The 12,586-nt window shown below is 66.6% G+C and carries 11 protein-coding genes; 6 read left to right on the top strand and 5 right to left on the bottom strand.

Translation table 11 applies throughout. The features are described from left to right. The first annotated feature begins 76 nt into the window (after positions 1-76). A complete protein-coding gene (locus tag BST12_RS01610; RefSeq protein ID WP_083111258.1) occupies positions 77-1,015 on the top strand; it encodes a M48 family metallopeptidase in 939 nt (312 codons plus the stop codon). A gap of 91 nt (positions 1,016-1,106) precedes the next feature. Beyond that, positions 1,107-1,601, top strand: a complete 495-nt coding sequence (locus BST12_RS01605) for a hypothetical protein (protein ID WP_245850008.1) — start codon at positions 1,107-1,109, stop codon at positions 1,599-1,601. Positions 1,602-1,608: 7 nt separating this feature from the next. Here the strand turns inward: BST12_RS01605 and BST12_RS01600 are convergent, their stop codons facing one another. Together BST12_RS01600 and BST12_RS01595 are read right to left on the bottom strand one after the other, a co-directional pair. Then, positions 1,609-2,520, bottom strand: a complete 912-nt coding sequence (locus BST12_RS01600; RefSeq protein ID WP_083111256.1) for a decaprenyl-phosphate phosphoribosyltransferase — start codon at positions 2,518-2,520, stop codon at positions 1,609-1,611. A 55-nt stretch (positions 2,521-2,575) separates the two neighbouring features. Continuing rightward, a complete protein-coding gene (locus BST12_RS01595) occupies positions 2,576-5,212 on the bottom strand; it encodes an FHA domain-containing protein (RefSeq protein ID WP_083111450.1) in 2,637 nt (878 codons plus the stop codon). Between the two features lie 91 nt (positions 5,213-5,303). Here BST12_RS01595 and BST12_RS01590 point away from each other — a divergent pair, with 91 nt between their 5' ends. Together BST12_RS01590 and BST12_RS01585 are read left to right on the top strand one after the other, a co-directional pair. After that, a complete protein-coding gene (locus BST12_RS01590; RefSeq protein WP_083111255.1) occupies positions 5,304-6,611 on the top strand; it encodes a DUF1254 domain-containing protein in 1,308 nt (435 codons plus the stop codon). Between the two features lie 62 nt (positions 6,612-6,673). Continuing rightward, positions 6,674-6,976 (top strand): hypothetical protein, encoded by a 303-nt coding sequence (locus BST12_RS01585; RefSeq protein ID WP_211281187.1) that lies wholly within the window; start codon positions 6,674-6,676, stop codon positions 6,974-6,976. A gap of 30 nt (positions 6,977-7,006) precedes the next feature. Here the strand turns inward: BST12_RS01585 and BST12_RS01580 are convergent, their stop codons facing one another. Further along, the gene (locus tag BST12_RS01580; protein ID WP_083111253.1) at positions 7,007-8,437 is read right to left on the bottom strand and encodes a serine/threonine-protein kinase; all 1,431 of its coding nucleotides are present in this window, start codon (positions 8,435-8,437) and stop codon (positions 7,007-7,009) included. A gap of 106 nt (positions 8,438-8,543) precedes the next feature. Here BST12_RS01580 and BST12_RS01575 point away from each other — a divergent pair, with 106 nt between their 5' ends. Next, the gene (locus BST12_RS01575; RefSeq protein WP_083111252.1) at positions 8,544-8,762 is read left to right on the top strand and encodes a hypothetical protein; all 219 of its coding nucleotides are present in this window, start codon (positions 8,544-8,546) and stop codon (positions 8,760-8,762) included. 7 nt (positions 8,763-8,769) lie between these two features. On the opposite strand, the gene BST12_RS01570 is transcribed toward BST12_RS01575, so the two are convergent. Together BST12_RS01570 and BST12_RS01565 are read right to left on the bottom strand one after the other, a co-directional pair. Beyond that, on the bottom strand, positions 8,770-9,783 hold the full coding sequence (locus tag BST12_RS01570; RefSeq protein ID WP_139801446.1) for an alpha/beta hydrolase: 1,014 nt from the start codon (positions 9,781-9,783) through the stop codon (positions 8,770-8,772). A 209-nt stretch (positions 9,784-9,992) separates the two neighbouring features. Beyond that, positions 9,993-12,215 carry a molybdopterin-dependent oxidoreductase gene (locus tag BST12_RS01565; protein ID WP_083111250.1) on the bottom strand — a complete coding sequence of 741 codons (2,223 nt, stop codon included), beginning with the start codon at positions 12,213-12,215 and terminating at the stop codon, positions 9,993-9,995. An 83-nt stretch (positions 12,216-12,298) separates the two neighbouring features. Between BST12_RS01565 and BST12_RS01560 the strand changes: the two genes are divergently transcribed. Beyond that, the gene (locus BST12_RS01560) at positions 12,299-12,571 is read left to right on the top strand and encodes a DUF4235 domain-containing protein (RefSeq protein ID WP_083111249.1); all 273 of its coding nucleotides are present in this window, start codon (positions 12,299-12,301) and stop codon (positions 12,569-12,571) included. Positions 12,572-12,586 lie beyond the last annotated feature (15 nt).

Raw genomic sequence — 12,586 nt, 5'->3', positions numbered from 1 at the left:
ATCCTCCAAGGCGGGCACCGGACTCTCAAAACCGCACCGGAACAAGCCCACTCACTACAGGAGTCCGAGAACAGTCATGGCCATTGTGGAATCGCCGGCGAACCATCATCAGCACCCCCACGCTCCGTCGTCGTACTACGGCGCCCCGGCCGCGGGTCCGTCGGGCTACCTGGAATATCCCAAGCGCCACCCCTGGGAGATAGGACTCCTTGTCCTGGTCATCTTTTCCAGCGTGGTGCTCTATTTGCTTGCCTTCGCCGTGGTGCTCTCGGGTAAGGCCAGCTTCCTGTGGCTGTCGATCCTGGCCACCCCCGCGGTGCTCTACCTGATGCGCGGGTTGAACTACGGCCAGCAACGGACCAACGGCGTCAAGATGTCGCCCACCCAATTTCCGGACGGCTACTGGCTCGTTGTCGAGGCGGCCCAGCGGTTCGGCCTCAGCGAGGTGCCCGACGCCTACGTCGTGCTAGGCAACGGGCTCATCAATGCCTTTGCCAGCGGGCATGGATTCCGCCGCTACGTCGTGGTGTACAGCGACCTCTTCGAGATCGGCGGCCAGGCCCGCGATCCCGAAGCGCTGGCCTTCGTCATCGGGCACGAGGTTGGCCACATCGCGGCCGGCCACGCGTCTTACTGGCGTCAACTCAGCCAGCTGGCCATGAAGATCCCCTTCCTTGGCGCGACGCTGTCAAGGTCCATGGAGTACACCGCCGACAACTACGGCTACGCGTTCCGCCCGTCGGGCGCCGCCCGGACCATCGGCGTGCTCAGCGCCGGGAAATACCTGCTGCGATCGGTGAGCTTCGACGGCATGGCCGATCGGGCCGGGTCGGAAACCGGATTCTTCGTGTGGCTGGCCAACATGCTGGCCTCCCACCCGGTGAACACCTGGCGCGCGGCCGCGCTGCGCAACCGCGCCGTGGCCGGCTCGCTGTTCTTCCGCCCCCGGCAGGCGGCGCCGATCGCGCCCCCGGCTCCATGGCCGCCGGCCCAGAACGCCGGCTGGATGCGCTAATCCCTCGCCTACGCTCGCGCAGCCGGGTTTTGGACTAGCGTTGGGTCGCCTGATCCGGTCGCGCGAGAGGCAGGGCATGAGAATCCCACCGATGGCCGAGCTCTGGCCGGGCCTGCTCAGCGGCGCGGTCGCCGGCGCCGCGGGCACCACCACGCTCAACGTGATCACTTACCTGGATATCGCGGTGCGCGGCCGGTCGACGAGCACGACGCCGCAACGGACCGTCGAGACCCTGGCGCGGCTGTTTCACCTCACCGTCCCGGGCAGCGGCGACGTGCTGGCCAACCGGCTTTCCGGGCTGGGTGCGCTCACCGGTTTTGCCGCCGGTATCGGGATGGGGCTGCTGCTGGGTCTGGCCTATTCGCTGGGCTGGCGGCCGGGACTGCTGATGGCCACGCTGGTTGCGACGGCCCTGGCGCTGCTGGGGACCAACGGGCCGATGACCGTGCTCGGCGTGACCGATCCGCGGACCTGGACTCTCGTCGACTGGATCAGCGATCTCGTCCCGCACCTGGGGTACGGGGTCGTTACCGCGTTCGTGCTGCTCTACCTAACCCGCACCGAAGCGCCGAGCCATCGGGCCTAAGCCCGGCTCACGCGAAAACCGTTGCGAGACAGACCATGACGATCCACGCGACCACCAGCAGCTGCACCACGTGGTCGTGGAGCACTATTTCGTGGGGTTCGCCGGCGACGCCCGCGTCGACGTCGACGGCATAGCGCAACACCGTCATGCCCAGCGGGACCGTCGATGCCGCGAACCAGGACGCGCCGTGCTTATCTTGCCCGAACGCCCACAAGCCGTAGAGCACCACGACCGCGGTGGCCGACACGGTCCACACGAATCGCAGATAGGCGCCGCTGTAGCCGTCCAGCGCTTTGCGGATCTTGGCGCCGGTTCGCTCGGCGAGCAGCAGTTCGGCGTAGCGCTTGCCTGCCGCCATGAACAGGAACAAAAAGGCCATCACCACCAGAAACCGCGGCGAGAGGCCGACACCGGCGGCCACGCCACAGGCGATCGCCCGGATCACATACGCCGACGCGACGATGCAAATATCAAGCACCGCAATGTGTTTGAGGCCAAAGCAGTAGGCCAGCTGCATCGCCAGGTAGGTCGCGACGACGAGCCCCAGCCCCGGAGCCGTCAATACGCCGACCACCAGCGCGGCCGCGGCCAGCACGATGGCCAGGCTGCTGGCAAGTGTGGGCGAGACCACGCCTGCGGCTATCGGGCGCAGGCGCTTGGTCGGGTGTTGCCGGTCGGCCTGCACGTCAAGGACGTCGTTGATCAGATAGATCGAGGACGCCGCCAGACAGAACACCACGATCGCAATGCCCACCTTGCCGACGGCGACACGGAAGTCCTGGATGTCGCCGGCGATGGTGGCCAGCGGCGCGCCGACGACCAACACGTTCTTGACCCACTGCCGGGGCCGCAGCGCCGACAGGATGCCGGTGGCCAAGCTGGCGGGCGGCCCGGCCCGGGGCGACACGACACTGGCCACAAGGGCTGATTATGACGAGATCAGGCCCTGTGGCGTGGCGAAACGACGCGACTGATCAGCCGCCCTGCAGGCGGATCTTCCAGCGCACGAAACCCAGATAGAAGATGCTGATCACCGCGAGCATGCCCATGTCCAACCACCACGCGCTGGCTTCGTGTTTCCAGTGCGAGTCCTTGGGGGTCAGCGGACCGGGCACCAGCTTGATCAAGTCGACGGTGGAGGCCGAGGCGGCGAAACCCCATCTGGCCGGGGTGGCCCACGACATCTGATCCAGCCCCATGCGGCCGGTCACCGGAATCATGCCGCCGGAGAACACCAACTGCGACATGACCGCCACCACGAGCAACGGCATGATCTGTTCGTTGGATTTGGCGACCGCCGACAATGCCAGCCCGAGCATCGCCGAAGCGACGCAGGTTGCCGCGACATCGGCGAACAATTCCAGACCGGGCTTGCCCAGCGCCACCGCGCCCTGCGTCGGGCCGCCCTTGCCGAGCAGCACGATGATGGTCACGATCGCCGATTGAACGACTGCGAACACCGTGTAGACGCAGACCTTGGCGAACAGATATGCCGAGGTCGACAGGCCGACCGCCTGTTCTCGCCGGAAGATGGGCCGCTCACCGATCAGGTCGCGGATGGTGAGCGCGGTACCCATGAAGACCGCACCCACGTTGAGCAGCACCAGGATCTGTCCCGGCTCGTTGGGTGCGTTGCCCATCGGATTCGGGAAGCCGAAGCCGACATCACCGGGCACCGACATCGACAACGAGCCCATGATGAACGGCAAGATCGCAAGGAAGATGAAGTAGCCGCGGTCGGAGATGATCAGCCGGAGCTGTCGCCGGCCGATCGTGGAGAACTGCCGGAACAAGCTGGTGTGCGACGGGTCGCCCAGCTCGGCGGGTTGTTCCACCGGCGGCGCCGGCGGGGGTGGGCCCGTCTGCGCCAGATAGCGGGCCTTGGCGCCGTCCGGATCGTCGGCGACGGTGCTGAAAATATCGGCCCAGTTCGTCGTGCCCATGGACGGTCCGATTTGGCTGGGTGGCCCGCAGAATGCGGTCTTGCCGCCGGGGGCCAGCAGCAGCACCTGGTCGCAGACGTCCAGATAGGTCAGCGAGTGGGTGACCACGAGGACCACCCGGCCCGCGTCGGCCAGCTGCCGCAACATGGTCATGACCTGCCGGTCCAGGGCCGGGTCCAGACCCGAGGTCGGCTCGTCCAGGATCAGCAGCGACGGTCCGGTCAGCAGCTCAAGGGCCACCGAGGCGCGCTTGCGCTGACCGCCGGAGAGCTTGTCGACCCGGGTTTCGAGATGCTTGGTCATCTCGAGTTCTTCCAGCACCCGGGCGACGACCTGTTCGCGGTCTTCCTTGGTGGTGTCGGGGGGCAGCCGCAGCTCGGCGGCATACATCAGCGCCTGTTTCACGGTCAGCTGGCCATGCACCACGTCGTCCTGCGGCACCATGCCGATCCTGCTGCGCAGCGAGGCGTACTCGGCGTGGACGTTGTGGCCTTCGAAGGCCACCGTGCCGGTGGTCGGGTGGGTGTATCCGGCCACCAACTTCGCGAACGTCGACTTACCGGCGCCCGAGGGGCCGATGACGGCGGTGAGCATGCCGGGACGCGCGGTCAGCGAAATGTTGTCCAGCAGCGTCTTGTTGCCCTCGATCGTCCACGTCACACCCCGCACATCGAGTCCGCCGGTGCGCGTCTCCAACAGGCTCTCTTCGCGACGGGCCAGCGCGCCGTTGGCGAAGACGAGGTCGATGTTGCCGATCGTGACCACATCGCCGTCACGCAGCACCGCCGACTCGACCCGGGTGCCGTTGACGAAGGTGCCGTTGATGCTCCGGTTGTCGCGGATCTCGGTGCCGCCCGGCGTCGGTATCAGCGTCGCGTGATGGCGCGAGGCCAGTACCTCGGGAATGACGATGTCGTTGTCGTCGGCCCGGCCGATCTTGACGGCTCCCGGCGGCAAATCCCCCGCGGCCTTGCCCGGCCGAAGGATCTTCATCATCGACGTCGCGACGTTTCCGGCGGCCGTGCCACCCGGGCGGGGTGCCACGACCTGCGGCTGCGCTGCGCTGGGCGGCCGGTAGATCTGCGGTGCCGGCTGCGGTCCGCTGTGCGGGCGGGCCGGCTGGCCGCCGGATGGGTACGGCGGCTGCTGGCCGGCCGGCTGCGGCCCGGAGGGGTGCAGCTGATGCGGACCGCTGGGCTGCTGACTGGGCATCCGCGCGGTGGACGGATGCTGTGGTGGCTGGGCGGGCGGGTGCGCGCCGGTCTGCGGCGCGCCATGAGCCGGCATCTGACCGCTGAACCGGGGCGGTATCGGCATCGCCGTGGTTGGCGGGGGCCGCCCGACCGAACCCTGGTCTTTGCGGCCGACTTCGAAGTCCAGCGCCGGACCGTCGGGGTTACCGATGTTGACCCGCTGGCCGTCCTGTATGTCTACGACGGGAACGCGGCGATTGTTGACGTAGAGACCGTTGAGGCTGCCGTTGTCGATGGCGATCCATCGGCCCTGGTCGAATCGCAGGAGCAGGTGCACCCGGGAGATCAGCGGATCCGCGACGCGGACATCCGCGCGTAGGTCGCGTCCAATGACTACATCGTGGCCTGCTGCGAAGGTGCGCTCGGCTCCGGCATACCGCACGGTCAAAGCGGGCGGGGCGGCTGTTTGGGTCATCAGGACCAACTGTATCGGCACCGGCAGGCGTACACGCCGAGAGTCAAGATGTATTTACGTGCCGGACGCACGTGCCGACCGAAGGAGAAACGTGAGCACCTTGTCGGATGATCTGCACACGCTGAGCTACGAGGCTTACCTCTACTTCTATCCCTTGGTGACGATGGAGGTGACGCGGCTTCAGTCGCTCAATTCGGCACCAGGCGCCAAACCCGGGTTCGGCCCACCGAATCGTTTCTCGCATCTGCGGGCCTTCCCATCCGCCGACTTCCGGGCCGTCGTGCGGCCCAACTTCGACACGCTGTACTCCATCGCGTGGCTGGATCTGACCAACGGCCCAATACGCCTGCAGGCTGCCGACACCGGCAACCGCTATTACATGCTGCCGATGCTGGACATGTGGACCGACGTCTTTGCCAATCCGGGTACGCGAACCACCGGATCGGGCCCGCTGGATCTCGTGATCGCCGGGCCGGGCCAGGCTGGGAAAGCACCGCCAGGAGCCACCGTCGTAGTCGCCCCGACCCCTTATGCCTGGCTGATCGGCCGGACCCAGACCAACGGACCAGCCGACTATCCGGCCGTCCACGAGGTCCAAGACGGATATCTGATCACCGACCTGGGTAGTGGTTCCGAGTTCGTCGCCGACCCCGATCACGACGTGGCGACCGAGCCGTCGAAAATCGTGAACGGGATGGCCGCTTTGGACTTCTTCGCCTATGCGGCCGATTTGCTGCGCGTCAATCCACCACATCCAACCGACTTCTCCATCCTCGCCCGGTTGGCCGGCCTTGGCATCGAGCCGGGCAAACCGTTTCAGGTAGACCGATTCAATGCGGGTCAGATCGCCGAAATCAAGCAGGGCAGACAGCGGGCGATCGCCGACATGTCAGCAGGGGCGCTCAGACTGGGATCCAGCGTCAACGGCTGGATGACCCTCACCGAAAGCATGGGTGTATACGGCAACAACTACTTCCGGCGCGCGGTGACGGCGCTGATCGGCCTGGGCGCCAACCCGGCCGAAGACGCCGTTTATCCCATGCTGACGGCCGACGCCGACGGTGCGCCGGTGGTGGGCGAGCACGACTACGTCCTGCACTTCGGCGCGGGCGGGCTGCCGCCCGTCAACGCGTTCTGGTCGGTGACGATGTATGACGCGGCGGGCTTTCCCGTGGCCAACGAGCTGAACCGGTTCGCGATCGGTGACCGCGACGCCTTGCGCCGCAACCCGGACGGCTCTCTCGACATCTACATCCAGCACCGCAATCCGGGCCCGGAACGCGAGTCGAATTGGCTTCCCGCTCCCTTGGGCCCGCTGGGCATCACCATGCGCCTGTATGCACCCAAACCTGAGGTCGTGGCCGGCGCCTGGGCTCCGCCGGGGGTTCGCAGGGTTTAATCGAATCCTCGCCGCAAACCGCTGCCGATATGCTGCGCAGACACCAAGCAAGGAGAAACTCGATGAGTCCCTGGAAACGGCCATCAATAGCGATAGTTGTTGCGGCAGTGGCGGTTACGGCTTTCCCCGAGGCGTTCGCGGTCGTGCAGCCGGCCGGGGCGGCCCGCGCCGATGTGTGCGTCAGCGGCGGCCGGCGGATTTCGGTCAGCGGGTGCACCGACATCGCCGACGCGGTGGCTCCCTACGCTCCGCCGCCGTCCGAGTACGCGCCGTTGCCAGAGGATTATCCGCCTCCCCCGCCGCCGCCGAACGTCAACGTGTGCGCCAACGTGGGCCGGCGGGTCACCGTCAGCGGTTGCGTATAGGAATTCTGCGTATAGGAATCCGCCCGCCCGTCAGGGCAAACCGTTGCTGCGGCGGATTTCTTCGCGGCACACCCGCCGGCTCTGGCCGGTCTGCTGCATGCAGATGCGGATCGGGGATTCCTGCTCTGTCGGTAGCGGCGTCTCGGTCGGCTCGGCGGTAGCCGTGACGGTCGGGCTGGCGATCATTCCTTCGGTCAGCGACCAGATGGTGGAGTTGGTGCCCTGCAGCGTCGAACAGTAGGCGGTTGCCCCGGTCTTCGTGGTTCCGATACTGCCCTGCGGGGAACAGGCGGCACCGATGGCGACCACCGGCAGCGGCTCCGACGTGGTCGTCGCCGGGGCGGCGGCCGCAGACGTGGTCGGGGTCGTCGACGGCGGTGTGGTGGTGGCCGGGGTGGTTGCCGCCGGGTGTGTGCTGCTGGTCGTGGTCCTGGCCGGCGGGGCCGGCGCGGCACGCTCGTCGTCGGCCCGCTGAAGCTCCCGCAAGGCCAGCGCTACGGCGATGACCAGCAGAATCGCGAGCACCGTCGGCACCAGAACGGCGGGCCGCGCCAGGGAACGCTTGGCGGGCGGCCGGACCGCGGCAGGCATGGACGCACTGGTGTCGTCGGCACTGCGGCTGCCGCCGAGATGATGTCCGAGCGCCCGGGCGAAGTCGATGCAACGCAGATAGCGGTCCTTGGGATTCTTGGCCAGCGCCTTGGCGAAGACGGGGTCGAGGTTCTGCAGTCCCGGTCGCCGGTCGCCGATCGCCGGCGGCGAGGCGCTGAGGTGCTGACTGATCACCACGGCGGGATTCGAGTGGTGGAACGGCGGGGTGCCGCTGAGCAGTTGGAACGCGGTCGCGGCCAGCGCGTACTGGTCGGCGCGGCCATCCAGGTCGGCGCCCATCAGCTGCTCGGGAGCCGCGTAGGACACGGTGCCCACCGTCATATTCGTGGCGGTCAACCCGCTGGCTTCGCCCACCCAGCCGGCAATCCCGAAGTCGGCCAACAGGATCCGGCGATCGGGCGAATCGGGGCGGGCGATCAGGATGTTGGCGGGTTTGACGTCGCGGTGCAGCAGCTTTTGCTCATGGGCGTAGTCCAGCGCCTCGGCCACCGCGGTGATGATTTCGGTGACCTCGGGGCCGGGCATGCCGTTGGGATAGCGCTCCTCCAGCAACCGCACGGCGTCGGTGCCGTCGACGTAGTCCATGTCGATCCACAGCTGACCGTCGAGCTCACCGCGGTCGTGCACGGCGACGATGTGCGGGTGCCACAGCGAGGCGGCGGCGTCGGCTTCACGGTTGAACCGCTCGCGGTACTCGCGATCGGCCGAGACCTCGGACCGCAGCACTTTCAGCGCGTCTTGCCGGGGCAGTCTCGGGTGCTGGGCTAGGTAGACTTCGCCCATCCCGCCCGATCCCAGCTGACGGATGATGGTGAAGCCTGCGAACGTCGAACCTTCGGCGAGCGGCATGGCGGCATCGTAGCCCGCTGAGCGGACGCACCGCGCAGAAACTGGGCCTCGCCGAGGCCGCTAGCGGGCCGTTTGTCCCGTTTTGATTGCGGGTAACCCGCAGTCCATGCCTGACACCGACGGCGTTTTCCCTGACGACGTGCCCATTGCCGATGCCATCGAGCAACAGCGCGCGACGGCCGACTCCGCGGCAGACGACGAGCGCGCGGCGTCCTCGTGGGAGGACGGTCAAGTGCCGCTGGAAGCCAGCGCTTCGGATTGGCAGGAGCAGCGGGAATCCGTTCTGCTCGATCCGGATCTAGAGGAATTCGACGCCGACCGGTGACCGGCTGTCAGCCTGCTGCCGCGGTGATGCCGGCATCGCATTCGCTGGTGACTTCCTTGACGAACTCACCGATGTAGCGAATGGCGCGCCTGCCCTCGGGCAAGATGTCGGCCGCCAGCGGGAAATCGTGAATCTGCCCGTCCCAAAGATGCAAATCACATCGAATCTTACTGGCGCGCAGGCGTTTCGCCATCAGCTCGGCATCCGGGAGCAACAACTCGTCGGAACTCGCGTGAATCGTCACCGGTGGCAACTCGGACAAATCGGCGTCCACCGGTGAGACCACTTGCACCGGCGAACTCTCCCGCTCTTCGTGCAGCTGCGCCTCGCGCAGGTACCGCGCAAACCGGGACAATGCGCCGCAGGTGAACATCGAACACCGTCGCGCATTGCGGTGCTTGAGTTTCCGGTCGGGATCGGGATCGGTGAAGGGCGACACGGTGGCCACGCCGGCCGGTCTGGCGATCCCGCTCTTGATGGCGGACAGGGTGGCCATGAACGCGAGATATCCGCCGGCCGAATCGCCGGCGATGACGATGCTCTCGTCGTCATAGCCGCGATCTTGCAGCCAGGCCAGTCCACACATCGCATCCTCGATCGCGTCGGCGATGCGGTACGACGGCAGCATTCGGTATCCGACGTTGAGCACGCTGGCATCGGCAGCCTTCGACAACCGGGTCACCAGCGAGCGGTGCGTGTTGAGTCCGCAGGTGAGAAACGCACCGCCATGCAGGTAGAGAATCGCCCGGGAGGCGGTTACACCGGGTGCGCGAACCCATTCGGCAGGGCAATTCTCCAGCCGGACCGGTTCTATCTGCGCGCCGGACAGGAAACGCGGCAGCAAACCCGCGAAACCATCGATGTATTCGAATGGCCAATGCAGATCGGGTTGGATGGTCCAGGCGCGCACCGCGTTCTTCACGAATAACCGGCTCGCCAGCGAAACCGCAACAGATCGTGCGCTGTGGCGGTGGTGAACTCGCCGCTCAATCGCCTTGCGCGGCACTGATGCTGGGGACATCTTCCTTGCGACCATTGCGATCAACTCCTAATCTGTGCGGCGAATACCCCGCGCAGGATGCGGCAAACGGTGGCGCAGGCGCCGCGGAGTTGTCGCAAATCTCACGTTTGCGGGAGCGGTTTGCGGGTATTTACAGCGCAAAGTGTCGTGTGCGTTTGGGGTAGCAATCCCCGAATGGCGCCCGAATAGCACCTGAATGGCGCTGGCTGTCAGCTAACGGTTACCGGGATGCCGTTGAGGACACCGTTTCCCGATGGCTCGTCGATGAATGTCGGTGGCGACAGCGCATTGGTGTTGGCACCCGGCGATCCATTGGCCACCGACATACGGGTGCCCGGCCGGCCATGTCCCCAGCCGTGCGGCATCGACACCACACCCGGCGTTATCGCGTCGGTGACTTCCACGGGCACCTTGATTTCGCCGGCCGAGGACTTCACCGTGACGATGTCGTCCTGGGCGACACCGCAGCGGGCTGCATCGGTGGGATTCATCAGCAACGTGCACCGATCCTTTCCCTTCATCAGCGCCGGCACGTTGTGCAGCCACGAATTGTTCGATCGCAGGTGTCTGCGGTTCACCAGGACCAGCGGCTCAGCTGGGCGTTCCAGGCGCGCGGCCAGCCGGGGCAGGTCGTCGAGCAGATATTGCGGGGCGAGTCGGATTTTCTGCTCCGGGGTGCCCAGCACAGCGGGCAACCGCGGCACCATCGGCCCGAAGTCGATGCCGTTGGGGTGGGCCTTGAGCTGGTCCAATGTCAGTCCACCGGGCTTCTCGCCGTATTGGTCGCCGAACGGCCCGGTGCGCAGTGTGAGGTCCAGCATCCGCTCCGGGCCGCCTGTCAAACCGGCACCGTCGTAGAGCTTGCGTAGCTGGGCGCCGTCCAGCCCCCGGGTGAAAGCCAGATAGTCGAAGAAGCCGTCGTCGATGGCGCTGACGTCGACGTCCTCGGCGGGTGTGCCGGTACATAGGCCGGTCAGCCGGATCAGGATCTCCCACTCGTGCGGGCGATCGCCCGGGTCGAACACCGGAGCCGAGTAGTTCGCGAAACTGCGGATGGCGAACTGCAGGATCAGGTCGTCATGGTGCGGCTGTTCCAGCGGCGAGAGTCCCGGCAGGATCACGTCGGCGTGCCGAGTCGTTTCGTTGAGCCACAGGTCGACCGAGATCATCGCCTCCAGCATCGGCAGCACCTCGTCGAGCTTGTCACCGCCGGGCGTGGAAAGCACCGGGTTGCCGGCGACGGTGATCAGCGCCTTGAGCTGGCCGTCGCCGGGTGTGGCGATCTCTTCGGCCATGCAGGACACCGGCGCCTGCCCGAGTACCTCTTTGGCGCCGCGCACCCGGGTATGCCAGCGGCCGAATTCCGGTGCACCGCCCTCCAGCCCCGGCAGCGGCTGGGTGGTGATGGACCAGGCCGCCGGCAGCGGGAACATGGCGCCGCCGGGTGTGTCGAAGTGCCCGGTCAAGATGTTGATCACATCGACCAGCCAACTGGCCAGGCTGCCAAACTCCTGATTGCACAGGCCAATTCGCCCGTAGACCACCGATTTCTCGGTCGCGGCCAGCTCGCGGGCCAGTCGCCGGATACGGTCGGCGGCGATACCGGTTGCCGCGCTGACGCGTTCCGGCGGCCATTGCTCGGCGACACCACGCATCGTTTCCACACCGTCGACGTGCGGTCCCGCATGCACCAGGTTTTCGGCGAACAGGGTGTGCGCGATGGCCAGCAGCAGAGCCGCGTCGGTGCCCGGGACGATGGGCAGCCACTCGTCGGCATGCGCGGCGGTCTGGGTGCGTACCGGGTCGATCACGATCACCTTGCCGCGTTTGCGGATTCCGTTGATCAGGCCCATCACGTCGGGTGCGGCCAGCAGCGACCCCTGCGACGCGGCCGGATTGGCGCCCATGATGACCAGCAGGTCGGTGCGTTCGATGTCGGGTACCGGGAACGTCCACCAGCCGCCGTACATCAGATGCGACGAGAGATTCTTCGGCCATTGGTCGACCGTCCCGGGCGAATAGGTGATCGGCATCCCCGACATGCCCAGCAGCACACCCGCGTAACGGGCCAATGAGAACGAGTGCGCCAGTGGATTACCGGTGTAGGCGGTGACCGCGCCCATCCCGTACTTGGCGATCACCGGTGTCAGCAATTCGGTGCAGCGCCGAAACGCGGTGTCCCAGTCGACTTCCCGCCAGCGGCCGTTCACCTTGATCAGCGGCCGGCGGATGCGGTCGGCGTCCTCGTGAATCGCGCCCAGCGATACGCCCTTCGGGCAGATGTGTCCGTGGCTCCACACGTCGTCGCGGTTGCCGCGGATGCTTGCGACGCGGGGGCCTTGCGGGCCGCTCTCGACGCGAATCTCCAAGCCACACATGGCTTCACACAGTGGACACGTGCGCAGGTGCCTGCCGTCAACAGCGGTCGTCATCCCCTCACCTTATTCCGCTACTCGCAGTATCGGAAGTGGCATTGGCGGGTTGAGCGTTGCCGGAGCTGGGTACGACAAGCGTCATGAGCGCGACGTCCAAGACGCTGTACCTGCCGCTGTCCATAGCCACCAGCGTGACCGGCGGGCTGCTCGCCGGCGCGATCTTCAACCAGGTCTGGAAGCGATTCAGTGACCACGACGAGGGGCCGCCGGATCCCAAAGACCTCAGCAAATCCACCCGTGTCGCCTTGGTCGGTGCGGGACTGCAAGGCCTGATCTTCGGTGTGGTAAAGGCGGCCGTCGACCGCGCGGGTGCGCGCGGCTACCAGGCCGTCACCCACGACTCCCCTACTTGAGCATCGCCAAAGTCG

This window comes from Mycobacterium angelicum (assembly GCF_002086155.1).
Taxonomy (GTDB): domain Bacteria; phylum Actinomycetota; class Actinomycetes; order Mycobacteriales; family Mycobacteriaceae; genus Mycobacterium; species Mycobacterium angelicum.
The sequence above is the reverse complement of the archived record's forward strand: the minus strand, read 5'-3'. Positions and strand labels throughout refer to the sequence as shown.